This window comes from Neorhizobium tomejilense, assembly GCF_964254135.1.
GTDB classification, from domain to species: domain Bacteria; phylum Pseudomonadota; class Alphaproteobacteria; order Rhizobiales; family Rhizobiaceae; genus Neorhizobium; species Neorhizobium tomejilense.
Map to the genome: position 1 here is coordinate 1,085,478 of NZ_CAXUSO020000001.1, position 23,043 is coordinate 1,108,520.

27 protein-coding genes are annotated in these 23,043 nt (G+C 62.0%); 15 read left to right on the forward strand and 12 right to left on the reverse strand.

From position 1 onward, the window contains the following. Positions 1 to 143: 143 nt before the first annotated feature. Positions 144 to 1,796, forward strand: a complete 1,653-nt coding sequence (locus ACSQ3G_RS05610) for an acyl-CoA dehydrogenase family protein (RefSeq protein ID WP_046667736.1) — start codon at positions 144 to 146, stop codon at positions 1,794 to 1,796. Here ACSQ3G_RS05610 and ACSQ3G_RS05615 read toward each other — a convergent pair. Continuing rightward, positions 1,778 to 2,713, reverse strand: a complete 936-nt coding sequence (locus tag ACSQ3G_RS05615) for an AEC family transporter (protein WP_436109343.1) — start codon at positions 2,711 to 2,713, stop codon at positions 1,778 to 1,780. The genes ACSQ3G_RS05610 and ACSQ3G_RS05615 overlap by 19 nt on opposite strands. Positions 2,714 to 2,895: 182 nt before the next feature. Here ACSQ3G_RS05615 and ACSQ3G_RS05620 point away from each other — a divergent pair, with 182 nt between their 5' ends. The 3 genes from ACSQ3G_RS05620 to ACSQ3G_RS05630 all read left to right on the forward strand — a co-directional run bounded on the left by ACSQ3G_RS05620 (position 2,896) and on the right by ACSQ3G_RS05630 (position 4,712). Next, complete coding sequence (locus ACSQ3G_RS05620) at positions 2,896 to 3,540, forward strand: TetR/AcrR family transcriptional regulator (protein WP_436109344.1); 645 nt, start codon at positions 2,896 to 2,898, stop codon at positions 3,538 to 3,540. Positions 3,541 to 3,605: 65 nt separating this feature from the next. Beyond that, positions 3,606 to 4,091, forward strand: coding sequence for a group II truncated hemoglobin (locus ACSQ3G_RS05625; RefSeq protein WP_436109345.1), 486 nt, complete (start codon positions 3,606 to 3,608; stop codon positions 4,089 to 4,091). 294 nt (positions 4,092 to 4,385) lie between these two features. Then, a complete protein-coding gene (locus ACSQ3G_RS05630) occupies positions 4,386 to 4,712 on the forward strand; it encodes a DUF6105 family protein (protein WP_436109346.1) in 327 nt (108 codons plus the stop codon). Here the strand turns inward: ACSQ3G_RS05630 and ruvX are convergent. Continuing rightward, positions 4,655 to 5,143: a Holliday junction resolvase RuvX gene (ruvX, locus tag ACSQ3G_RS05635; protein ID WP_436109347.1), complete on the reverse strand. Its 489-nt coding sequence runs from the start codon at positions 5,141 to 5,143 to the stop codon at positions 4,655 to 4,657. The genes ACSQ3G_RS05630 and ruvX overlap by 58 nt on opposite strands. A gap of 130 nt (positions 5,144 to 5,273) precedes the next feature. On the opposite strand from ruvX, the gene ACSQ3G_RS05640 reads away from it, so the two are divergent. The 4 genes from ACSQ3G_RS05640 to ACSQ3G_RS05655 all read left to right on the forward strand — a co-directional run bounded on the left by ACSQ3G_RS05640 (position 5,274) and on the right by ACSQ3G_RS05655 (position 8,241). Beyond that, positions 5,274 to 5,975: a metal-dependent hydrolase gene (locus ACSQ3G_RS05640; protein ID WP_436109348.1), complete on the forward strand. Its 702-nt coding sequence runs from the start codon at positions 5,274 to 5,276 to the stop codon at positions 5,973 to 5,975. A 109-nt stretch (positions 5,976 to 6,084) separates the two neighbouring features. Next, a complete protein-coding gene (gatC, locus tag ACSQ3G_RS05645; RefSeq protein WP_105437421.1) occupies positions 6,085 to 6,372 on the forward strand; it encodes an Asp-tRNA(Asn)/Glu-tRNA(Gln) amidotransferase subunit GatC in 288 nt (95 codons plus the stop codon). A 57-nt stretch (positions 6,373 to 6,429) separates the two neighbouring features. After that, positions 6,430 to 7,911 (forward strand): Asp-tRNA(Asn)/Glu-tRNA(Gln) amidotransferase subunit GatA, encoded by a 1,482-nt coding sequence (gene gatA / locus ACSQ3G_RS05650; protein ID WP_436109349.1) that lies wholly within the window; start codon positions 6,430 to 6,432, stop codon positions 7,909 to 7,911. Between the two features lie 63 nt (positions 7,912 to 7,974). After that, the gene (locus tag ACSQ3G_RS05655; RefSeq protein WP_436109350.1) at positions 7,975 to 8,241 is read left to right on the forward strand and encodes a hypothetical protein; all 267 of its coding nucleotides are present in this window, start codon (positions 7,975 to 7,977) and stop codon (positions 8,239 to 8,241) included. Here ACSQ3G_RS05655 and ACSQ3G_RS05660 read toward each other — a convergent pair. Genes ACSQ3G_RS05660 through ACSQ3G_RS05670 form a run of 3 tightly spaced genes read right to left on the reverse strand, consistent with a single transcriptional unit; the run spans position 8,238 to position 9,072 of the window. Next, positions 8,238 to 8,546 (reverse strand): type II toxin-antitoxin system RelE/ParE family toxin, encoded by a 309-nt coding sequence (locus ACSQ3G_RS05660; protein WP_436109351.1) that lies wholly within the window; start codon positions 8,544 to 8,546, stop codon positions 8,238 to 8,240. The two genes, ACSQ3G_RS05655 and ACSQ3G_RS05660, sit on opposite strands and share 4 nt — an antisense overlap. Continuing rightward, a complete protein-coding gene (locus tag ACSQ3G_RS05665; protein ID WP_436109352.1) occupies positions 8,536 to 8,790 on the reverse strand; it encodes a hypothetical protein in 255 nt (84 codons plus the stop codon). Before ACSQ3G_RS05665 ends, ACSQ3G_RS05660 begins: the two co-directional genes overlap by 11 nt. A 24-nt stretch (positions 8,791 to 8,814) precedes the next feature. After that, entirely contained in the window at positions 8,815 to 9,072 is a 258-nt protein-coding gene (locus tag ACSQ3G_RS05670) for a YjhX family toxin (RefSeq protein WP_105425089.1), read from the reverse strand. Between the two features lie 281 nt (positions 9,073 to 9,353). On the opposite strand from ACSQ3G_RS05670, the gene ACSQ3G_RS05675 reads away from it, so the two are divergent. Next, complete coding sequence (locus ACSQ3G_RS05675) at positions 9,354 to 9,863, forward strand: GNAT family N-acetyltransferase (protein WP_436109353.1); 510 nt, start codon at positions 9,354 to 9,356, stop codon at positions 9,861 to 9,863. Here the strand turns inward: ACSQ3G_RS05675 and ACSQ3G_RS05680 are convergent. Then, positions 9,860 to 10,183 (reverse strand): DUF1294 domain-containing protein, encoded by a 324-nt coding sequence (locus ACSQ3G_RS05680; RefSeq protein ID WP_436109354.1) that lies wholly within the window; start codon positions 10,181 to 10,183, stop codon positions 9,860 to 9,862. The two genes, ACSQ3G_RS05675 and ACSQ3G_RS05680, sit on opposite strands and share 4 nt — an antisense overlap. A 141-nt stretch (positions 10,184 to 10,324) precedes the next feature. Here ACSQ3G_RS05680 and gatB point away from each other — a divergent pair, with 141 nt between their 5' ends. The 5 genes from gatB (at position 10,325) to ACSQ3G_RS05705 (ending at position 13,825) form a co-directional block, all read left to right on the forward strand. Continuing rightward, on the forward strand, positions 10,325 to 11,830 hold the full coding sequence (gene gatB / locus ACSQ3G_RS05685) for an Asp-tRNA(Asn)/Glu-tRNA(Gln) amidotransferase subunit GatB (RefSeq protein WP_436109355.1): 1,506 nt from the start codon (positions 10,325 to 10,327) through the stop codon (positions 11,828 to 11,830). A 5-nt stretch (positions 11,831 to 11,835) separates the two neighbouring features. Next, positions 11,836 to 12,342, forward strand: a complete 507-nt coding sequence (locus ACSQ3G_RS05690) for a GNAT family N-acetyltransferase (protein ID WP_038542070.1) — start codon at positions 11,836 to 11,838, stop codon at positions 12,340 to 12,342. Positions 12,343 to 12,365: 23 nt separating this feature from the next. Next, positions 12,366 to 12,827, forward strand: coding sequence for a GNAT family N-acetyltransferase (locus ACSQ3G_RS05695; protein WP_436109356.1), 462 nt, complete (start codon positions 12,366 to 12,368; stop codon positions 12,825 to 12,827). Positions 12,828 to 12,930: 103 nt separating this feature from the next. Then, positions 12,931 to 13,329 (forward strand): NADH:ubiquinone oxidoreductase subunit NDUFA12, encoded by a 399-nt coding sequence (locus ACSQ3G_RS05700; RefSeq protein ID WP_046636622.1) that lies wholly within the window; start codon positions 12,931 to 12,933, stop codon positions 13,327 to 13,329. Positions 13,330 to 13,405: 76 nt separating this feature from the next. Next, complete coding sequence (locus tag ACSQ3G_RS05705) at positions 13,406 to 13,825, forward strand: DUF2155 domain-containing protein (protein WP_436109357.1); 420 nt, start codon at positions 13,406 to 13,408, stop codon at positions 13,823 to 13,825. A 7-nt stretch (positions 13,826 to 13,832) separates the two neighbouring features. Here ACSQ3G_RS05705 and aat read toward each other — a convergent pair whose 3' ends face one another. From aat to ACSQ3G_RS05735, 6 genes are all read right to left on the reverse strand, one after another. Next, positions 13,833 to 14,450 carry a leucyl/phenylalanyl-tRNA--protein transferase gene (gene aat / locus ACSQ3G_RS05710; RefSeq protein ID WP_436109358.1) on the reverse strand — a complete coding sequence of 206 codons (618 nt, stop codon included), beginning with the start codon at positions 14,448 to 14,450 and terminating at the stop codon, positions 13,833 to 13,835. An 8-nt stretch (positions 14,451 to 14,458) separates the two neighbouring features. After that, positions 14,459 to 15,805, reverse strand: coding sequence for an acetyl-CoA carboxylase biotin carboxylase subunit (accC, locus tag ACSQ3G_RS05715; protein ID WP_046636624.1), 1,347 nt, complete (start codon positions 15,803 to 15,805; stop codon positions 14,459 to 14,461). 8 nt (positions 15,806 to 15,813) lie between these two features. Then, the gene (gene accB, locus ACSQ3G_RS05720; protein WP_046667723.1) at positions 15,814 to 16,269 is read right to left on the reverse strand and encodes an acetyl-CoA carboxylase biotin carboxyl carrier protein; all 456 of its coding nucleotides are present in this window, start codon (positions 16,267 to 16,269) and stop codon (positions 15,814 to 15,816) included. A gap of 28 nt (positions 16,270 to 16,297) precedes the next feature. Continuing rightward, positions 16,298 to 16,735 (reverse strand): type II 3-dehydroquinate dehydratase, encoded by a 438-nt coding sequence (gene aroQ, locus ACSQ3G_RS05725; protein ID WP_046605457.1) that lies wholly within the window; start codon positions 16,733 to 16,735, stop codon positions 16,298 to 16,300. Between the two features lie 133 nt (positions 16,736 to 16,868). Next, complete coding sequence (locus ACSQ3G_RS05730) at positions 16,869 to 17,645, reverse strand: DsbA family protein (protein ID WP_436109359.1); 777 nt, start codon at positions 17,643 to 17,645, stop codon at positions 16,869 to 16,871. Between the two features lie 304 nt (positions 17,646 to 17,949). After that, on the reverse strand, positions 17,950 to 20,925 hold the full coding sequence (locus ACSQ3G_RS05735; RefSeq protein ID WP_436109360.1) for an Rne/Rng family ribonuclease: 2,976 nt from the start codon (positions 20,923 to 20,925) through the stop codon (positions 17,950 to 17,952). A gap of 685 nt (positions 20,926 to 21,610) precedes the next feature. On the opposite strand from ACSQ3G_RS05735, the gene ACSQ3G_RS05740 reads away from it, so the two are divergent. Next, positions 21,611 to 22,801, forward strand: coding sequence for an N-acetylmuramoyl-L-alanine amidase (locus tag ACSQ3G_RS05740; RefSeq protein WP_371674541.1), 1,191 nt, complete (start codon positions 21,611 to 21,613; stop codon positions 22,799 to 22,801). The last annotated feature ends 242 nt before the right edge of the window (positions 22,802 to 23,043 follow it).

Sequence of the window (23,043 nt, forward strand, 5' to 3'; positions counted from 1 at the left end):
GGCGCGGGGTTTATCTCACTGCTTGTTTGCCCATTGTCGCTCGCAGCGGCTTCCCGATGCAGGTGCGGCCTTTTGTTGAGAACGCCAGAAATCCTGAGCGGGCGCCGTTCCCAGGCTCGGTAACTTCCGCTAGAACCCGTTTCATGAACCAGATGTCGCGCGCCGAAGAAAAATTTGCCGAACTGAACCAGCCAAAACCCTGGTCCGGCATCAATGCTTACCGATCCGATCCGCTGGTCGTCGACCTGACGAGCACGCTGAACCGCACCATCCGCGAGGAATACGACCAGCTCGGCCGTTACGTGACCTCGCCGGAGGCGCAGGAACTGGCGCGCATGGCGAACGAGAACCCGCCGAAGCTGAAGACCCACGGTCCGCGCGGCGAGCGGCTTGACGTCGTCGAGTTTCATCCGGCCTGGCACGCGCTGATGCGCCGTTCGATGCAGACCGGCCTGCATTCCTCGGTCTGGGAAAACATCCCCGAAGCCAAGGGCCACGAGCACAAGGCGCGGGCGACGCGATTCTATCTGTCGGCGCAGCTCGAGTGCGGCCATCTCTGCCCGTTGACCATGACCAGCGCCTCGATTGCCGCACTGATGGCCTCGCCCCGCGTCCAGAAGGAATGGGCGCCAAAGATCCTGTCGCGCAAATACGATTCGACGAATCGCCCGGCTCTGCAGAAGAGCGCGGTCACCCTCGGCATGGGCATGACCGAAAAGCAGGGCGGCACGGACGTGCGCGCCAACCGCTCGACCGCCGAGCGGGTCGGCGAGGGCATCTACCGGCTCTCCGGCCACAAGTGGTTCATGTCGGCGCCAATGAGCGACGGTTTCGTGATGCTGGCCAAGACCGGCGACGGCATCGGCTGCTTCCTGGTGCCGCGGTTGCTCGAGGACGGGTCGGCGAACGGCCTGCAGTTCCAGCGCCTGAAGGACAAGGTCGGCAACCGCTCGAACGCATCCTCCGAAGTCGAATTCACCGATGCCTTCGGTTATCTGCTTGGCGAACCGGGCGGCGGCATCCGCACCATTCTTGACATGGTGACCCTGACGCGGCTCGATTGCGCGCTGGCATCTGCCGGCATCATGCGCGCCTCGCTCGCCGAAGCGGTCCACCACACCCGCGGCCGCAGCGTCTTCGGCAAGAAGCTCGTCGATCAGCCGCTGATGACGCGCGTGCTTGCCGACATGGCGCTCGATGTTGCCGCGGCGACGGCGCTTAGCTTCCGGCTCGCCGATTCCTTCGATCGGGCGGCCAGCAACCCGGCCGACGCGGCTTTCGCCCGCGTCATGACGCCGGTCATCAAATACTGGAACTGCAAGATCGCGCCGTCGCTGATCTACGAGGCGATGGAGTGCATCGGCGGCAACGGCTATATCGAGGAACGGCCGATCGCCCGGCATTACCGCGAGGCCCCGGTCAATGCGATCTGGGAAGGCTCAGGCAATGTGATGGCGCTCGACGTGCTCCGGGTCCTGTCGCGCGGGCGGGACCTGTTCAACACGGTGCTCGCCGGTTTCGAACGGGATCTCGGTCCTGCGGGCCGCAAGACGGTCGAGGTTCTGCGTGCGGCCATGGCGCTCTGCGAGACCGACGAAGGTGCCGCCCGGCTTCTGGTGGAGCAGCTTGCACTTGCTGCGGCTGCGTCCGAACTGGTGCGGCTCGGCGCCGGCAAGATCGCCGATGCTTTCCTGGAAACGCGGCTCGCCGGCGGCTGGCGCTCGACCTATGGCATGCTCGATGCCCGGTTCGACGCGCGCTACATCGTCGACCTGCTTTATCCCGCAGCCACGTAGGCGACAGCTGTCATCACCACCGGAATGGTGAGGAACGAGGCGACGACCTGCAGGGTCGCCGCCGCAGCGTACATGTCCGCATCGCCGTTCAACTGTTTCGCCAGCAGATAGCCGTTCATCGCGGTCGGAACCGCGGCACTCAGTGCCAGAAGCACGAGGGCGCTGCCCTGGATGCCGCACAACACGCCGACGCCCACGGCGACGATCGGGAAAGCGATCAGCTTCAAAAAGACGGCGAGGAGAGTGATCGGCCTCGGCTTGAGCGCGTCCATGACCCGCAGGCCGGCGCCGACCGTGATCAGGCCGAGGCTGAGCGAAGCCTGCGACAACAGGTCCACCGCCACCATCACCGGTTCGTAGATCGGAATGCCGGCAACGTTGACGACGATGCCCAGCGCCGTCGAGACGATCAGCGGATTGGTGCAAACTCTATAGAAGATGGCCTTGTAGTTCCGGTCGTGGCCGGAGAACCACAACAGCACGGTCACATTGATGAAATTGAGCGGAATGATGATCGCCGCCATCACCAGGCCGACCATGGTCAGGCCCTGCTGGCCGTAGGTCTTTGCGGCGATCGCCAGCGCCATGAAGGCGTTCCAGCGCGTCGCCGTCTGGAACAGCGAGGTATAGGCCGGCCCGCCGACGCGCAGGTTCCGCAGCAGAGGCCATGCCAGCAGCAATCCGCCCGACATCACGAAAACCGAAACGATCGCCGCGAAACTGACCGTCAGGGTCTCGGTATTCGAAAAGTCGGCCTTGGCCATCGTCGAAAACAACAGGGCCGGAAACATCACCCAGTAGCTGCACTGTTCGAGCCCGTCCCAGAAATCGGCGTTGATGATCGGCGCACGTTTCAATCCCACGCCGAGGAGGACGAGAAGGAAGATCGGCAGAACGCTTTGGAAGACGATGAGCATGGAGGAGGGCACGTCGGTGGGAGGATAGAATGTCGTTAGTCCTCCCACGCCGCGAGCGCAATGCGCAGCCCCGCAAAATCAAGTGCTGCGCGCGCAATCCTGTGCATGGGCACCGAGACCGCTTGCGGCGGTTGACGGCTCGGACTATCGCGGTTGAAGTTTGAAACCGAAACAGGCGGAAAATGCTCCAGATCCCTGAAGTCACAGCGCAACAAGGTTCGGTCGCCAAGGTGCGCAGCCGCGCCGGCACCGAGCGGGCGATCTTCCTGGCGGCCCGCGCGCTGCTCGCCGAACAGGGTTTTCAGGGCTTCGGCATCAACGCAGTGGCGCGCCGGGCCGGCTGCGACAAACAGCTCATCTATCGATATTACGGCGGTCTCGACGGGCTGATCGAGGCGATCGGCGCCGATCTCGGCACCTGGGTCAAGGACCGCATCCCGGAAGATACCGGCGGGATGTTCCTGCTGACCTACGGCGACCTGATGGAGAAACTCTCCATCTATTTCATGGAAGCGCTGCGGGACGACCCGCTGGTCTGCAAGATCGTCGCCTGGGAGGTCTCGCAGGATACGCCGCAGGTCCGCCGGTTGTCGGAAGCCCGCACCAAGGCGCTCGGCAAATGGCTCGAAAAGATGCGCGGCTCGCTGACACCGCCCAAGGGCGTCGATACCGCGACCACCAATGCGCTGCTGTTTGCGGCAATCCAGCACCTGGTGATCTCCGCCGCCGTCAGCGGCCAGTTCGCCGGCATGGCGCTGAAGGCCGAGAAGGATTGGGATAAGGTCGGCAACGCGCTCCGCCGCCTGGTCCGCGCGATCTACGGCTGATCCGCGCCCAAGTCTTGAAGCCATGACGTCTGCCTCATATCTCTTAGGGAGACGGAGGGAACGCCATGACAGTGCCAACGCTTTATGAATGGATCGGCGGCTTCGATGCGCTCTTGCGTCTCACGACGGAGTTCTATCGGCGCGTTCCGACGGACGACCTGCTCGGTCCGGTCTTTTCCGGAATGGACCCGGAACATCCACAGCATGTAGCCATGTTCATCGCCGAGGTCATTGGCGGACCGAAGCTTTACTCGGAGCAGCGTGGCGGTCATCCGGCGATGGTGCGCCATCATCTTGAAAGGCACCTGACCGAGCCGATGCGCCGGCGGTGGATCAACATCCTCCTCGATACCTATACGGATCTCGAACTTCCGGCCGACCCGGAGTTCACGTCCGCGCTGGTCGGTTATCTCGAGTGGGGAACGCGGCTTGCGGTCGTCAATTCGCAGCCCGGAGCCAAGGTTTACGAGCATGCCCCGATGCCGACATGGGGATGGGGCGAGACCGGCGGTCCTTATATTCCGAAGAAGCCGAAATCGCCGGTTGCCTGACCTGCTTTATCCACAGGCGCCCTTGCGAAATTAACCATTTCCCCCGGTTTCCGTTGCGGCAAATCCCTGCGAGCTTAAGTTCGGCGTTAACGCACTGTTAACTACGACGTTCGCCGAGTATCCGCGTATGGGAACTGCAATCCGGAATATAGCATTGCTGATCGTCATGACGACGGTCTTCGCGGCGCTGGCCATGGACATTGCCATTCCCGCATTGGCCCTGAGCCTTATGGCTCTATCGAGATGGCTTGTGTCTCTGGAACCGTATCCGGCAGAGTCGAGAGGGAGGACTGCATGAAGTGGTTCGTGATTTTGTGGGCCGGTCCAGTCCTGCTGCTGACCAGCTGGTATGGGTTTTCCTATTACGACATGAGCTTCGGCTTCTTCATGCTGACCCGGCAGACGCATGATCTTGTCTTCCAGATCTACGGCAATGTTCTTGGCATTCCGCCGGAAACCATTCCGCCATTGGTGGCGCGCGCCATCGCGTTCGACAGCCTGGTCGTGTTTGCGATTATCGCCTTTCGCAAGCGCCGCGAGATCGCCGCCTGGTGGAGCAAGCGTCAGCTGGCGAAATCGGTCTCCCTGCCGAGCGACGAGAGCCTGTCCAGAGCCCCCTGAAGAATGAAGCTTGCCGCGGCGGAATCGATCCGCTCGGCACGTTTGGCCCGCGACACGTCCATTTCCAGAAGCGCCCGTTCGGCGGCCACCGTCGACAGCCGTTCGTCCCAGAAGACGAAGGGCAGGGCGGTCTTTTCCGACATCGACCGCACGAAGGCTCGCGTCGCCTGAACGCGCGGACCGGCCGAGCCGTCCATGTTCGTGGGCAGGCCGATGACGAAGCCCGCCACTTTTTCCTTCTCGGCAAAGGCGAGCAGCACTTCGGCATCCTTGGTGAATTTTACCCGCTTGATGACCGGACGGGGAGAGGCAAACCGCCGACCGAGATCCGACATGGCGAGCCCGATCGTCTTGGTGCCAAGGTCGAGCCCGGCAATCGCCTGTGAGGGTTTAAGGGCCTCAGCAAGTTCCTCGATGGTCATCACTGTCATGCGTTCTTCATCCCGGGGATACAATCAGGGTGTCCAGAGCGGGTTTGTCCCACCCTCTGTCCCACTTCCCTTTAGCCTCATATCGGCTATGTGTCGTCATTATCTCACATCATTTCGAGGAGAGTTTTCCATGAAGATCACCTGGCTCGGCCATTCCGCATTCCGCATCGAGACCGCCAAGGCCAAGATCCTGGTCGACCCGTTCCTGACCTATAACCCCGCCTTTGCCGGCCAGGATATCAAGGCTGCTGCCGAAGGCCTGACCCATATCCTGCTCACCCACGGCCATGGCGACCATGTCGGCGACACGATCCAGATCGCCAAGGAAACCGGTGCCGTCGTGCTCGCCAACTACGACCTCGGCGTCTGGCTGGCAAAGAAGGGCGTCGAGAAGCTCGAAATGGGCAATACCGGCGGCACGATCGGCTTCGAAGGGTTCACCGCCACTTTCACCAATGCGCTACATTCGTCCGCCTCACTCACCGAAGACGGCGTTTCGCATTGCCTCGGCAATGCCAACGGCCTGATGCTGCATTTCGACGACGAGCTCTCCGTCCTCCATATGGGCGATACCGACATCTTCTCGGACATGGCCCTGATCAACGAACTGCACCAGCCGGATATCGGCATTGTGCCGATCGGCGACCGCTTCACCATGGGCGGTGCGGTGGCGGCGCTCGCCTGCCAGCGTTACTTCGATTTCAAGCATGCGCTGCCCTGCCACTATGGCCTGCCGGGCGTCGACCAGACACCGGAAAAGTTCGTCAAGGGCATGGAAGGCTCCCGCACCCGGGTCGAGACGCCGGCGCCGGGCGGCAGCCTGACCTTCTGAATCGCATCCTTTCAGGCGGCGCGCCTTCGCAAATTGAGGAGCGCTCCCTGTTGCGAAGGGCGGGCATGGCCATTATAGCGAAGGGGAAATTTCCCATCGGAGTTATGCCATGTCCGTCGATCTCGCCACCGTCAAGCGCGTCGCGCGCCTTGCCCGCATTGCGGTCACCGAGGAAGATGCCAATCGCATGGTCGGCGAGCTGAATGGCATCATCAATTTCGTTGAGCAGCTTTCCGAAGTCGATGTCACGGGCGTCGAGCCGATGACGTCGGTGACCCCGATGGACATGCGCAAGCGCACAGACGCCATCACCGACGGCGACAAGGCAGACGATATCGTCGCCAACGCGCCGTCTACCGACCATAATTTTTTCCTGGTGCCGAAGGTCGTCGAGTGAGCGCTGTATAGCGCCCCGCCGAACCTCCTCCTCGTATTCGAACCGTTTGAAGAGCCCATGACCGAACTCACCAGCCTCACCATTGCCGAAGCCCGCGAAAAGCTCGAAGCCAGGGAATTCACCTCCGTCGAGCTGACTGAGGCCTATCTTTCCGCGATCGATGCCGCCAACTCGGTGTTCAACGCCTATGTGGCGGTGACGCCGGAAAAGGCGCTCGGCATGGCGAAGGCTTCCGACGCCCGCCGCGCCGCGGGCCAGGTCGGCGCGCTGGAAGGCATTCCCCTCGGCATAAAGGACCTGTTCGCCACCCGCGACGTCCACACCCAGGCCTGCAGCCACATCCTTGATGGTTTCCTGCCGAAATACGAATCGACCGTCACCCAGAACCTCTGGGACGATGGCGCGGTCATGCTCGGCAAGCTCAACATGGACGAGTTCGCGATGGGCTCCTCCAACGAGACCTCGCATTACGGTGCGGTGGTCAATCCCTGGCGGGCCAACGGCTCCAACCAGCAGCTGGTGCCCGGCGGTTCTTCCGGCGGTTCTGCCGCTGCCGTCTCCGCGTTCCTCTGCGCCGGCGCCACCGCCACCGATACCGGCGGCTCGATCCGCCAGCCGGCCGCCTTCACCGGCACCGTCGGCATCAAGCCGACCTATGGCCGCTGCTCGCGCTGGGGCACGGTTGCCTTCGCATCCTCGCTCGACCAGGCCGGCCCGATCGCCCGCGACGTGCGCGACGCAGCGATCATGCTACGGTCGATGGCGTCGGTCGATGCCAAGGACACCACCTCTGTCGACCTGCCGGTGCCGGACTACGAAGCTTCGCTCGGCCAGTCGCTCAAGGGCATGAAGATCGGCATTCCGAAGGAATACCGCGTCGAAGGAATGCCGGAAGAGATCGAGAAACTTTGGGCTCAGGGCATCGCCTGGCTGAAGGATGCCGGTGCCGAGATCGTCGACATCACCCTGCCGCACACCAAATACGCGCTGCCGGCCTATTACATCGTTGCTCCTGCCGAGGCCTCGTCGAACCTCGCCCGTTACGACGGCGTGCGTTACGGCTTGCGCGTCGACGGCAAGGACATCGTCGACATGTACGAAAAGACCCGCGCTGCCGGTTTCGGCACCGAGGTCAAGCGCCGCATCATGATCGGCACCTACGTTCTGTCGGCCGGTTATTACGACGCCTATTACCTGCAGGCGCAAAAAGTCCGCACGCTGATCAAGCGCGACTTCGAGATCGTCTTCGACGCCGGCGTCGATGCGATCCTGACGCCCGCCACCCCGTCGTCGGCCTTCGGCATCGCCGACGAGGACCTCGCGTCCGATCCGGTCAAGATGTACCTCAACGACATCTTCACGGTGACGGTCAACATGGCCGGCCTGCCGGGCATCGCCGTTCCCGCCGGCCTCGACGCTAAGGGCCTGCCGCTCGGCCTGCAGCTGATTGGCAAGCCGTTCGAAGAGGAAACGCTCTTCCGCACCGCCCACGTCATCGAACAGGCGGCCGGCCGGTTCACGCCGGCGAAGTGGTGGTAAGCGGACGGATCATCCGGAATATGACGGCCGCCGATCATCGGGCGGTCGCCGGGGAGATGGCTCATGGCTAAGACGGATCTGGAAGGATTGATCGAGGCGTTCGATCGCCTCGCAGCCGATGGTTTCACCATGGGTGCGGACTGGCAGGCGGTGCACGAGATTTGCCAGGCCCATGAGGGCGAACAGCCCTTCGACTGGGGCCACGCTCTCTGTCACCGCATCGAAGGCGACGACTGGAACGCCGACTACTGGTACCGCCGCGCCGGCAAGCGACGCACGGGCTCGGTCGGCGACGAATGGGCGGCGATGCGCGCCGAGCTTTCCGCTTAGGCCTGAGCAGCCTTCAGTCTTCCTGAGGCGGATAGAGCTTGCGCTGGTGGACGATCGTCAAAATATCCAGATCGCTTGGCGATAGTATCCCGGTACACAATCGTATAAGGCAGACCGGAAATAGCGAACTCGCGCGTGTCTTCCACGCCGCCTTCTCGTCCAAGCAACGGAAAACTCTCGAATATCTCTATGACTTGCCGGATGCGGGACAGAACGCGATCGGCGGCATTGCGATCGAATTGGGAGATACGGAGGTGAATTTCACCGAGATCCGCGATGGCCTGCGGGGTGAAATTAACGTTCAAAGCCGAACTTCTCCCAGACCTTCTTCGCCGGGGTCATCTTGGAGCGGTCTTCCGACTGCTTGAGCGCATTCCGGATCTTGTCGTCCTTCCAGGAATCATAGTGCTCGTCGCCTGCCGCAGCCACCTGGGACGCGGTCAATTCCTTGAAGCTGATTTTGTCCTTTAGATCGCTCATGCCGATAAAATAACGCGATTGTTGCCAAAGTCCAATCGCATTTGCCATCGACGGAAAGCCGATCTTCATCAGAAGACCGGCCTTCGTTTTTCACTACCGATTATCCTGCTCGGCCCTCACCAGCACCAATCCCCGTTCGGTAATTCGATAAGGCTTGCCGCCCTGGGACTTGATCGCTCGTTTCTGCTTGAGCTTGCGGAAGGTGGTGAGGTCTAAACCCGAGAAGACCCAGCCCTCGCGGGTGACCAGCTGGAGTTTTTCGATCTTGCGGTTCTGATCGCGGGTGATGTCGATCCTGCCGCCCTGGGCGAGCAGGTGGAGGATGCGCTGTTCGGCGCGGGAAATATCCATTGTCTTGATGTCCGGAGAAGCGCTCGCAAACGAGCACACAAAAACGTTGCCGGCGTCGCGTGACGTCGGGGTTCTCGTTTTTGTCTGGGCCGGCGCGGCTTTAAGAGCGGGGCCGGCCCCTCAGCAGGTCTCTACGGAAGAGAACATCAAAACTCCATCGATACGAAATCCGCACTAGGCGCGTTTTCCCCAGCCGTCAAGCGCCTGACCGAAACGCCCTAGATGTTGCACTGGTCAAAGCGCGGACTCAGTGGTCTACTAAGGCTGCAGCAGGGGAAGCTATGGCCCATATTCGCAATGCGCGTGAGGACGAGGTGGATATCCTGGCGGAAATCGGCTTCCGCTCCTGGGAGAAGGCCATGATTTCGATCGGCGAGATCACCGATATGCGCTCCAGCGCCCGCACTGCCTTCCAGAATTTCACGCGCTCCTCCTGGCTCACCATCACCGTCGTCGAACAGGCCGGCAATCTTGCCGGCTGGGCGGCGCGCGAAAAGCTCGACGAACTGATTTCCGACTTCTGGATCGATCCGGCCTTCCAGGGCCACGGCTTCGGCCGGGCGCTTCTCATCGAGGTCGAGGCCGAGATCGTCCACCAAGGGTTCGAAGTCGCCCGCGTCGAGACCCACGCCCGCAACGCCGAGGCGGTCGGCTTCTTCGAGAAGCTGGGCTATTCCATCAACTGGCTCTCGACCATCTATTCGCCGAAGATCGACCGGGACGTGCAGTCGGTCGGCCTGTCGAAGCGCCTCGTCGCGGAAGCGCCGGATACTTACGGGCCAAGCTTCTAGATTGTCCGAGCGATCCTTGCGATTACCGCCCACGTTAGTTCCGGCGCAAGTAGCCATAATGCCGCGCCGAGCGTGTAAAGGGCGACTATAATCATCAGCAGCGTGCGAAAAGGTTCCTTGCGTGTCTTGTGCCGCAGCATCTGCTGCGCGGTTACGGCGCCCAGGCTGCCGCCGACAAAGGCTATACCCAGCAGCGTACGTTCGCTGATCCGCCATGTGCCATCGATCGCCGCCTGCTTGTCCCACCAATAAACGCAGAATACGATGACGTTCAGGAGTAGATATAGGATAAATAGCGCGAGTGGGGTTGATAGCTCCATTTCGCAATTTCACCAGAACCTAATTAAAATCAGCTGAACTGCAGCACTCCACAGCGACCCCTGCGCGTAGCAAGCCTTGCACCGCAACGCCATTTGCTCTACCTCCAGAAAACGCAATAGAGACCATTTCACGAGCATCAGATGACCCTTGTCGACGTCCGCACGCCCGATCCGAAACGCTTCATTCCCGGTGCCACCGGCGACTGGGAAGTCATCATCGGTTTGGAGGTGCACGCCCAGGTCCTCTCCAATTCCAAGCTGTTTTCAGGCGCCTCGACCGAGTTCGGCAAGCCGGCGAATTCGAACGTCTCGCTCGTCGATGCGGCCATGCCGGGCATGCTGCCGGTCATCAACGAGGAATGCATCAAGCAGGCGGTGCGCACCGGCCTCGGCCTGAAGGCGCAGATCAACAAGCGTTCATTGTTCGACCGCAAGAACTATTTCTATCCGGACCTGCCGCAGGGCTACCAGATTTCCCAGTACAAGGATCCGATCGTCGGCGAAGGCAAGATCGTCATCTCGCTCGGTCCGGACCGCCAGGGCCAGTTCGAGGATATCGAGATCGGCATCGAGCGACTGCATCTCGAACAGGATGCCGGCAAGTCGATGCACGACCAGCATCCGACCATGTCCTATGTGGACTTGAACCGCTCCGGCGTGGCGCTGATGGAGATCGTCTCGAAGCCCGACATGCGCTCGTCCGACGAAGCCAAGGCCTACATGACCAAGCTCCGCTCGATCGTGCGCTACCTCGGCACCTGCGACGGCAACATGGACGAAGGCTCGATGCGCGCCGACGTCAACGTTTCGGTGCGCCGCCCGGGCACGGAATTCGGCACCCGCTGCGAGATCAAGAACGTCAACTCGATCCGCTTCATCGGCCAGGCGATCGAATACGAAGCGCGCCGCCAGATCGGCATTCTCGAGGACGGCGGCTCGATCGATCAGGAGACCCGCCTATTCGACCCGAACAAGGGCGAGACGCGCTCGATGCGCTCCAAGGAAGACGCGCACGACTATCGCTATTTCCCGGACCCGGACCTGCTGCCGCTCGAATTCGACGATGCCTTCATCACCGAGCTGGAACGTCACCTGCCGGAACTGCCGGACGACAAGAAGGCTCGTCTCGTGCGCGAGCTCGGGCTGTCGATCTACGACGCCTCGGTTCTGGTATCCGAAAAGGCGATCGCCGATTATTTCGAAGCGGTCGCCGAAGGCCGGGACGGCAAGATTGCCGCCAACTGGGTCATCAACGACCTGCTGGGCGCCTTGAACAGAACCGGCAAAGACATTGAAGAGACTCCGGTTTCTCCGGCCCAGCTCGGCGCCATCATCGACCTCATCAAGGCCGAGACGATCTCCGGCAAGATCGCCAAGGACCTGTTCGAGATCGTGCTCACCGAGGGCGGCGACCCGGCCGAAATCGTCGAGAGCCGCGGCATGAAGCAGGTGACCGATACCGGCGCGATCGAGGCCGCTGTCGATGAGATCATCGCCGCCAATCCGGACCAGGTGGCCAAGGTCAAGGCCAAGCCCACACTCGCCGGCTGGTTCGTCGGCCAGGTCATGAAGTCGACCGGCGGCAAGGCCAATCCGCAGGCCGTCCAGGCGCTGGTCAAGGCGAAGCTCGGGATCGAAGAGGAGTAGGCCCGATGGTCTACTTCGTCCGCACCGCCGGAGAAGCTGACGTCGAGCAGATTCGCGCCCTGCTGGCGGCGACCTTCCACGATACCTACGATCCGTTCTACGGGGCCGACAAGGTCAGGAGAATGGTCGACGGCTGGCATTCTCCGGGCGCCGTCAAGGCGCGTATCCAGAAGCGCGGCGGCGAATTCCTGGTCGCCGACAACGGCAAGGATATCGGCGGCATCGGTTATGCCGCCATGTATCCGAAAATGGTGAAGACGGCGATGCTGCACCAGCTCTACGTCAAGCCGTCCTGCCAGAACGAGGGCATCGGCCGCGATATCTTCGCCGAGCTCGAAACCTGTTTTCCGGATGCCGAGATCATGCGGGTCGAGGTGGCGCTGCCGAACGTGCGCGCGATGTCCTTTTACGAGAGGCTCGGGTTTTCCGAGGTCGACAGGATGGAAGAGTGGGGTGCTCCCAATTCCGGCCTGCCGGCGATCATCATGGAGAAGCGGCTGGAGTTGCGCTGACCCACCCGGAGAGGACTTTTTGCATGGCCGATATCGTCGTCCGCAGAGCGCGGCAAGCCGATCTTCCCGAACTCATCGCCCTGTTCGCGGCGGATGACGTCGGAGGCCATGGCGACACGACCGACGAGGCCGCCTTCGACGACTACCTGCGCGCCTTCAACATCATCGATGCCTCGCAGAACGAGCAGCTCTTTGTCGCCGAGCTGGAAGGCGAGGTGGTCGGCACGTTCCAGATCCTCTTCAACCGCACGCTGACGGGAAGGGGATCGCTGTCGATGATCCTGGAAGCGGTGCAGACGCGCGGCGACATGCGCGGCAAGGGCATCGGCGCCCAGATGATCGGACACGCGATCGAGGAAGCCAGGCGCCGCGATTGCCGCCAGGTCGCACTCACCTCCAACATGGCTCGCGCGGATGCGCATCGCTTCTATGAACGGCTCGGCTTCGCCAAAAGCCATTTCGGCTTCAAGATGAAGCTCAAATGACCGTGCGCGACATTTGGAATCACTGGACATCGAAGGCGTCAGGCGGCATAAGCGGATCAGCCAATTCGATCGTCATCCTGTTTGCCAAGCCGACGGAACATCCATGAAAAACCTCCTGCTGCAGATCTTCACCTGGTGGAACGGACAGACCATGGGCACCCGGTTCTTCACCTGGCGTTTCGGCAAGAAGGTCGGCGAAGACGAACTCGGCAATATCTATTACGAAGGCCCGATGACTTCCTGGGGCAAGCCGAAGCGTTGGGTGATCTACAAGGATTACGCCGAAGCCTCTGCGATTGGCCCTGGCTGGCATGGCTGGATGCATTATCGCACCGACGTTGCTCCGTCGCAGGAGGATTACAAGGCCCGCGAATGGGAAAAGGCGCACAAGCCGAACGGCACCGGCACGCCGCTTGCCTATCGCCCGCAGGGCTCGCTTGCCGCCACCGGCGAACGCCCCCGCGTCACCGGCGACTACGACGCCTGGACGCCCGGCAACTGACACCTGTTTTGGCCACAATCGCACTCTAGGTCTCGACGCCGACGGGATCGCCGGGACGGGAAACATAATGGGATTGATGACGGTTTTTCCACGCAAGCAAATGATCGGCGCGTTGACCGTGCTGGCATCCGTGCTCGCGGCGGATGGTGTATCTGCGGCGCGGTTGAACAATCCGGTCGCGGTCTTTGCCGGCATCGACAAGATCACCGGCCGCATCACCACGTTCGACGTCTATGTCAACGAGACGGTTCAGTACGGCGCGCTGCAGGTGACGCCAAAGGTCTGTTATTCCCGCGACGAGACGGAAGCCCAGAAGATCGATGGCTTCGTGGAAGTCGACGAGATCACCCTCGACCGCAAGATCCGCCGGATATTCACCGGCTGGATGTTCGCCGACAGCCCCGGCCTCAATGCCGTCGAGCATCCGATCTACGACGTCTGGCTGACCGGCTGCAAACAGAAGTCCGACGTGCCGCCGCCGAAGGCGACCAACTGATTTTCCTTTAGAATTTCAGGTGCGGTGAATCGACCGCGGTTCTCAAGAGCTTGAGATAGTCGTCCTTGGGGATGTCGATTGCGCCGAATGTCTTCAGATGTTCGGTCGTGAACTGTGTGTCGAGCAGGGTAAAGCCGTTTTTCCGGAGCCGCTCGACAAGGTGCACGAGGCAGATCTTGGAGGCGTTCGTGCGCCTCGAAAACATGCTCTCGCCGAAGAAGGCCGATCCGAGCGAAACGCCATAGAGACCGCCGACCAGTTCATCGCCCTCGAAGGCCTCGACGCTGTGCGCGTGGCCCATGCGGTGCAATTCGTTGTAGAGTTTGCGGATTGTGGAGTTGATCCAGGTGCTCGGCCGGTCGCCGGCCGGCTCGGCGCAGAATGCGATCACCCGTTCGAAAGCCGTGTCAAAGCGGATGTCGAGCGGTGTCCTGCGAACCGCCTTGGCCAGGCTTTTGGAGAGATGGAAGGCATCGAGCGGCAGGATGCCGCGCATTTCCGGTTCGACCCAGAAGATTTCCGGGTCGTCGGCAGATTCGGCCATCGGAAAAAGTCCGATGGAATAGGCGCGCAACAGGATTTCCGGGGTTATCGCCGGGTAATATCTGCCGCGTCGCCCTGCCATCGATCTCCCTAATGCGTCTTGTCGCCGGCGAGATATTGCTCCAGCCAGTGTATGTCATAATCGCCGTTGGCGATATCCGGATTGTCGACCAGATCCTGGAAAAGCGGCAGCGTCGTCTTGATGCCGTCCACGACGAACTCGTCCAGCACGCGCCGCAGACGCATCATGCATTCGACGCGGGTGCGTCCGTGCACGATCAGCTTGCCGATCAGGCTGTCGTAATAGGGCGGGATCTTATAGCCGGCATAGGCGCCCGAATCGACGCGCACGCCGAGGCCGCCCGGTGCATGGAAATGCGTGATCGTGCCAGGCGACGGCACGAAAGTGCGCGGGTCCTCGGCATTGATGCGGCATTCGATGGCATGGCCGGAGAACACGATGTCTTCCTGACGCACGGACAGGCCGCCGCCGGAGGCGACGCGAATCTGTTCGTGCACGAGGTCGATGCCGGTGATCGCTTCGGTGATCGGGTGTTCGACCTGAAGACGGGTGTTCATTTCGATGAAATAGAACTCGCCGTTTTCGTAGAGGAACTCGATCGTCCCGGCGCCGCGGTATTTCAGCTTGCGCATCGCATCGGCGCAGACTTCGCCGATCTTCATACGCTGCTCGACATTGAGGGCAGGGGAATTGGCTTCTTCCCAGACCTTCTGGTGGCGGCGCTGCAGCGAGCAGTCGCGTTCACCGAGATGGATGGCATTGCCTTCCCCGTCGCCGACGACCTGGATTTCGATATGGCGCGGTTTCCCGAGATATTTCTCCATGTAGACGGCATCGTTGCCGAAAGCGGCGAGCGCTTCGGAACGGGCAGTCGACACGGCTTCGTCCAGGTCGGCTTCGGTCTTGGCGACCTTCATGCCGCGTCCGCCGCCGCCGGCCGTCGCCTTGATCAGCACCGGGAAACCGATCTGGCGGGCGATTTCCATCGCGTTCTCGGGCTTCACTTCGCCATCCGAACCGGGAACGACGGGGATGCCGAGTTCCTGCGCGGTCTGCTTGGCGGTGATCTTGTCGCCCATGATGCGGATATGATCGGCGGTCGGACCGATGAAGGTGATGCCGTGCGCGTCGAGGATATCCGCGAACTTGGCGTTTTCCGACAGGAAGCCGTAGCCCGGATGCACGGCGTCGGCGCCGGTGATTTCGCAGGCGGCGACGATCTGGTGGATGTTCAGATAGCTGTCGCGCGACGGCGGCGGGCCGATGCAGACGCTTTCGTCGGCAAGCCGGACGTGCATGGCGTCGGCGTCCGCAGTGGAATGGACCGCGACGGTCGCGATGCCGAGTTCCTTGCAGGCGCGAAGCACGCGAAGCGCGATTTCACCGCGGTTGGCTATGAGGATCTTGGAAATCATGGATGCGCCTACTCGATGACGACGAGCGGCTGGCCGTACTCGACGGGCTGAGAGTCGTTGACCAGGATTTCCGTGACCTTGCCGGAGCGCGGCGACGGGATCTGGTTCATTGTCTTCATGGCCTCGATGATCAGCAGCGTCTGGCCTTCCTTGACGGTGGCGCCGACTTCGACGAAGGCGCGCGAACCCGGGGCCGGGGAGAGGTAGATGGTGCCGACCATCGGCGCAGTGACCGCGTTCTTGTTGTCCTGGATTGCGGGCGCTGCTGCGGCTACGGGAGCTGCAGCCGGAGCATAGGCGGGCGCTGCGACCGGAGCCTGGACATATTGAGTCGTACCGACGCGCGATACACGAATACGCACATCGTCCTGTTCGACTTCGATCTCGGTGAGGTCGGTATCGTTGAGGATGTTCGCGAGGTCGCGGATCAGTCCCTTGTCGATACCGTTCTTCTTGTCAGACATGGCAAACCCTATTGTTCTGTTTATCTTGTCAGGCGGTAATGGATTTCAAGGCGTGCAGCGCCAGAATGTAGCTCGCGGTGCCAAAACCGCAGATCACGCCCTTTACCGCCGGTGCGATCATCGAATGATGGCGGAATTCCTCCCGCGCGTGGACATTCGAGATATGAAGCTCGATCACCGGCACGGAGATCGCCTTGATGGCGTCGTGCAATGCGATCGAGGTATGGGTATAGGCGCCCGCGTTGATGGCGACGCCGACGGCCTTTTCATTGGCCTCGTGCATCCAGTCGATCAGCACGCCTTCATGATTGCTCTGGCGAAAATCGACATCGAAGCCGAGTTCCCTGCCGGCGGCGATACAGTCCTTCTCGACGTCCTTCAGCGTGGCCGCACCGTAGATGCCCGGCTCGCGCTTGCCCAGCATATTGAGATTGGGGCCATTGAGGACGAAGATCGTCTTGCTCATCACTGATCTATTGTTCCATGCAGAAATTCAGGGGCCACCTATAGACCGCCGACGCGGCAAGGGAAAGCCCCCGCCGCGCCGAAAGCCCGCGAGTCCACTGCGATGGAACATCTGTCGCTCGGGAGGTGCCCTGTCAGCAGGTCGCCTTGCCGCAGGCACGCACGTTGGCGACCTTCTGTTCGATGGTTTCGAGGCCGACGGCGCCGAAGACGGCTTCGTCGCCGACTACATAGGTCGGCGTGCCGGTGATGCCGATCGCGTTGGCGAGCCGGTAGGCGTCGCGCACCAGGTCGTCGTTCGGCTGGTCGGCCATGGACTTGCGGATCGCCGCCTCCTTGACGCCGAGCGCGCTTGCGACCGCAATGGCGGTGGCTTCCGAAGCGTGCGGCTTACCGCTAAGCAGTACGCGATGGAATTCCGCATATTTTTCCGGCGCGACCAGGCGCACGGCGTTGGCCACCCGGTGGGCGGCGACCGAGTCCGGACCGAGGATCGGGAATTCCTTGAGGATGAAACGGACGTTCTTATCCTTGGAAAGGATGTCGTCCATGTCCGAGAGCGCCCGCTTGCAGTAGCCGCAATTGTAATCGAAGAATTCGACGACCGTGACGTCCCCCTTCGGATTGCCAAGCGTGATGTCGGTCGGCGAGGAGAAGATCGCCTGCCTGTTGTCCGCGATCGCCTTGGTCGACTGCTCGACGCGCTGGGTCTGCTGCTTGGCCTCCAGCGCGTTCTGGACCTCGACCAGCACTTCCGGGTTCTGCAGCAGGTATTCGCGGATGAACTGGCCCATTTCCTTCTTCTGCTGGTCGTCCAGGGCGAAAGCCGGGGCGGTCGCGGAAAGTGCCAGCGCCAGCATCGAGCCGGCGGCCAGTGTCTTGAAAACGGGCGTCTTGAACAGGCGGGTCATCCATATCCTCTTGGTCGGCACACGAATCCCGCGCACCATTGTTGCGGTTTGTGCCCAAAGTAAGCCAGTCGGGCTTTCCAAAAAACCTCAAAATCATGTCCAGGCGGTTTCCGCCAGTTCACAACTGCGTATGACGCCGGGCCGGACCGAGGACCCGATGCCGGAATGGAGTCTGATTTCAACAGGCTAGCCACGTTTTCGGAATCGTCTCGGCAGGCGGTTGATCCAGTTTCTGAGGTCCAGGGCAGGGCCGAAATAAAAACGGCCGCGTCTTGCGCGGCCGTTTCGTCGGTTCTCGTCAGGCTCAGAAGAAGCCGCGGCGCTGCCACCAGCCGGCTTTCTTCGGCTTCGATGTATCGCCTTCGGCCTCGGGCGCTGCCACGGGATCGGAACTCTTCACCACCGCCTCGACGGAGGAGGAGATGTTCGATGCGCGATTGGCCCGTGCCGGCTTTGCTTCGCCGCTATCGGCCTGCTCGGCCTCTGCGACGGGAGCTTCTTCGGCAGCAGTGGCCTCAACCGGCGCGGCTTCGGGAGCCTGTGGCTCCTGGCCGAGTGCGGCTTCGACCTGCTCGACGACGGTTTCCACCGGAGCCGGAACAACCGCAGCCGCCTCTTCCACAGCCGGTGCATCGGCGGCAGTCGCCGCCTTGCCACGACGCGAACGGCGCGGCTTGGCTTCCGGCTTGCCGCCAGCTGCTGCTTCCGCCTCGGCGGGAGCCGGGACAGTCTCGACGGCGGCCTCTTCAGAGGCTTCCGCTACGGCTGCTGCCGGCACTGCCGCGACGTCTTCGCTGGATGCGTCTTCGTCGGCCGCTTCGCCGTCCTCCGAAGCGCTCAGCTCCTGTCCGTCCTCACCATTGCGATTGCGACGACCACCGCGCTTGCCGCGGCGGCGGCGCTTGCGGCGGTTCTCTTCCGAGTCCGAATCGGCGGCAACCGTTGCGTCGGATGCTTCGCCGGCTTCGGAAACGTCGTCCTCGCCTTCGTCGCCGTCCTCGTCGCCATCCGCCATGTCATCGCTGCCGCCCTGGGCGGTCTGGGCGTCACCGCCCTTTTCTCCACGGTTGCGACGACGCCGGCGGCGCTTGCGCTTGCGGCCGTTCTGGTCGTCGCCCTGCTGCTGGGCGCGCTCGGCACTGGCTGCTGCCGGCTGCGCCGCCGCTGCGACGGTCTCTTCTTCTTCGTCCTCGTCGGCCTCGATGACGATGTCGTCATCGTCCTCTTCGACGGGGATGGCCGCGAACTGCATCAGGCTTTCGATCTTGACCGGGTTCTCGACCGGCTCGCCACGATCGATCGCGAAGTGGCTGGAGCCGATGCTGACATCCGATTCGATGAAGATCGAGACGCCGAAGCGGTTCTCGTAATCGACGATGCTGGTGCGCTTGTGGTTGAGGAGATAGAGCGCGATCTCCGGCGTGGTGCGCACGGTGATGTCATGCGTGGTGTTCTTGAGCAGATATTCCTCGACGCCGCGCAGCACGTGCAGGGCAACCGACGACTGCGAGCGCACATGGCCGGTGCCGCCGCAATGGGTGCAGATCTGCGTCGTGGATTCGAGAACCGAGGCGCGGATGCGCTGGCGCGACATTTCGAGCAGGCCGAAATGCGAGATGCGGCCGACCTGGATGCGGGCGCGGTCGTTCTTCAGGCAATCCTTCAGCCGCTTCTCGACGGCGCGGTTGTTGCGCTTCTCTTCCATGTCGATGAAGTCGATGACGATCAGGCCGGCAAGGTCGCGCAGACGAAGCTGGCGGGCGACTTCTTCCGCCGCTTCCAGGTTGGTCTGGAGCGCCGTTTCCTCGATCGAGTGTTCGCGGGTCGAACGGCCGGAGTTGACGTCGATGGCGACGAGCGCTTCCGTCTGGTTCATGATCAGGTAGCCGCCGGACTTCAGCGTCACCTGCGGCTGCAGCATGCGGTCGAGCTGCGCTTCGATGCCGGAGCGGGCGAAGATCGGATGCAGGTCGCGATAGGGCTGGACCACCTTGGCGTGGCTCGGCATCAGCATCTTCATGAAGTCTTTCGCTTCACGATAGCCTTCTTCGCCGGAGACGATGATCTCGGAAATGTCCTTGTTATAAAGGTCGCGGATCGAACGCTTGATCAGCGAGCCTTCCTCGTAGACGAGGGTAGGGGCGGTCGAGCTCAGCGTCAGCGTGCGGACGTTTTCCCACAAGCGCATCAGGTACTCGAAGTCGCGCTTGACTTCGACGCGGGTGCGGTTCGCACCGGCGGTGCGCAGGATCACGCCCATGCCCTGCGGCACGTCGAGCTCGCGGGCGATTTCCTTCAGGCGCTTGCGGTCCTGCGGCTGGGTGATCTTGCGGGAAATGCCGCCACCACGCGCCGTGTTGGGCATCAGCACCGAATAACGGCCGGCGAGCGAAAGATAGGTGGTGAGGGCGGCACCCTTGTTGCCGCGCTCTTCCTTGGCGACCTGCACGAGCAGGATCTGGCGGCGCTTGATGACTTCCTGGATACGGTACTGCTTGCGCGGCTTGCGCACGACGCGGTCCGGAACTTCTTCCATGGCGTCTTCGGCGCCGACCGATTCGATCACTTCCTTCTCGCCGTGGTCGTCATCGTCGTCGTCATCGAAATCGTCGTTGCGGCCGCCGCGGCGGGCGTCGACGTCTTCCGAAATCGAATCGGTCTCGACCATCGCGGCCATTTCGCCGGGCGTCGAACCGTCGTCGTCATTGTTCTCGGAGGAAGGAGCGCCTTCGCCTTCGGATGCGCCGGCTTCGAGAGCGGCTGCTTCTTCCGCCGGCTTCTTGCGGGCGCGGCTGCGGCGCGGCTTGGCCTTCGGCTTTTCTGCCTCTTCGGCGGCGACAGCCTCGACCGGGCTTGCCTCGGCTGCTTCCGCGCCGGCTTCGCTTGCTGGCTCGGCGGCGGGGGCAGGGGTGGAAATGCCGATATCCGGCTGTTCCTGATGGGCTGGATCGACCACCGGATCAGCGGCTTCCGCCTCGGCGATCTTGCGCTGATCCTCGGCTTCCTGCTGCATCAGCGCCTGACGGTCGGCAAGCGGAATCTGATAATAGTCGGGATGGATTTCGGCGAAGGCGAGGAAGCCGTGACGGTTCCCGCCGTAGTCGACGAAAGCGGCCTGCAGTGAGGGTTCGACCCTCGTCACCTTCGCCAGATAGATATTGCCGCGTATCTGTTTCTTATGCTGCGATTCGAAATCGAACTCCTCGATCCGGTTACCGCGAACGACGACTACGCGCGTCTCCTCTTCGTGAGACGCGTCGATAAGCATTTTGTCTGCCATTGAAATTCTGCTCCTCGGCGCCGCCGGGAGAATGCAGAAAAGCCTGCCACGAGGACAGGCCCGTCATGCAATGCGGTCGTTGCGCCGGATAAAGATGTTCCCGTCAGGCGCGGTTGTGACGGCAACCGGAAAGATGACGGGGAGCGTTGCTCCCTCGGTCTCTCCAGGTTCTGAAAATTGTGCCGCGACATCAAAAACCAAACGAGAATGACGATACCATAGGCCCGCATGGGCCCGATGAATGTGCTCCGCATGAGCGGTGGGTGGCACGCCACCCGGTATTATTCCGGCCACCGCCGGTTGGATCGTGTATCAGGAAAAAGTGTAGCGACGGCGGATGACTGTCGGTCTTCGGCGCCAGGTCCTGAAAAGGCTGGCCAGCCTATCGGCAGACTATCCCGTCAACACTTTAACCCTCATGGGCGTTGTATGGTTTATCTGTCACAATAGCAAGGGAAAAGCCAAGTTTGCCATATTCTCGATGGAATTAGACCCCTTATGGATGGCAGGGAACGGGCGGTTGATTCGCATCTTTTGACATGCAAATGCCTTCTAGAACGGGCACTTTGATGCGGGTTGCCCGACAGGCGGCGGGGCTTTGAATGCGAGTGGCGTTTTGAGGGCGGATCTAAAGGCAAGCGCAGCGACGGCCTGCGGCGGAAGCCTGCAGAGTTTTTTTGCGCGAATCGCTTGCGCGGTTCTTCTTTTGGCAACCTTCGCCGCGACCCTTCCCCTGAGTTCCGCCCGCGCTACGCCGCAGCCGCCGCTTCTCGCCTTCAGCGCGCGGGTCGCCGGCGACGAGGCGCGCACCCGGATCGTCATCGAATTCGAGAAAAAGCCGGAATTCTCCGTCCATTACGTAGCTGCGCCGGAGCGGGTGATCGTCGACCTGCCGGCGACCGCCTTCGGTTTCCCCGCCGAGGATCTGGCCGCGCGTGGTCTCTTCAAGGACATCCGCTACGGCGCGATGGGTGAGTCGAGCGCCCGCATTGTGCTGACCGCCAAAAGGCCGGTGAAACTGTCGATTGCCGAGGTCCAGTCGAACGACAACGGCAGCTACAGGCTGGTCCTGGATGCGGAAATGGCCTCCAGGGAGGTTTTTGCCGATCTGGTGAAGACCCAGAACTGGGCGACCCCGACGGCGGCGGTTCCGGACGCGCTGGCGATGGCCGAGAAGGACAATGTCTTTACGGTTGCTGTCGATGCCGGGCACGGCGGGATCGATGCCGGCGCGACGGGGGCGGGCACCAAGACGCCGGAAAAGACCATCACGCTTGCGTTCGCCAAGACGCTTGCCGAACGATTGAACAAGGTCGAGGGTATCAAGGCCGTCCTGACCCGCGACGACGACACGTTCCTTTCGCTCTCCGAGCGCGTGACGCTCGCCCGCCAGGGCCACGCCGATCTCTTCGTATCCCTGCATGCCGATACGCTCGGCCAGAAGGACATTCGCGGCGCGACCGTCTACACCCTGTCTGACAAGGCCTCCGACCGCATGGCCGAAAACCTCGCCGCCCGCGAAAACCTGTCCGACGAGCTTGCGGGCTATACGCTCCAGAGTGGCCCGCCGGAGGTCGCCGATATCCTGCTCGACCTGACCCGGCGCGAGACTCAGGCGTTTTCGACCGCGCTCGCCACCAATGTCGTCCAGTCCTTCGAAGGGCAGATCGGGCTCATCAACAATCCCCACCGCTATGCGGGCTTCCAGGTTCTGCGCGCGCCGGACATTCCCTCCGTGCTCCTCGAACTCGGCTTCCTGTCCAATGTCGAAGATGAAAAGCTGCTGCTGGATGAGTCGTGGCGGTCGAAGGTGATCGATCGCATGGTCGACGCCATCAAGCGCTATCGTGCCCGTGCGATGGCGAATGGCGGCTGATTGCCTGCGCTCCGCGTGGCGCCGGTGCCACAGGCATCGGGGAATATCGCGCGGGGGAGCGCGGACGCCGGAAATCGCATCTAAGGGCCCTATTTTACTCACATTCAGGCGGTTATTCGATAATCTCTCAGATGCAACGGATGGCGGAAGATCGATCCGCTTTCGCCTTGCGCTGGTGCAATCACCGTGCAAAACGCCTCTAACCATGCGATGGTGTGTTTCACGCGCCGAATGAAAGCTGA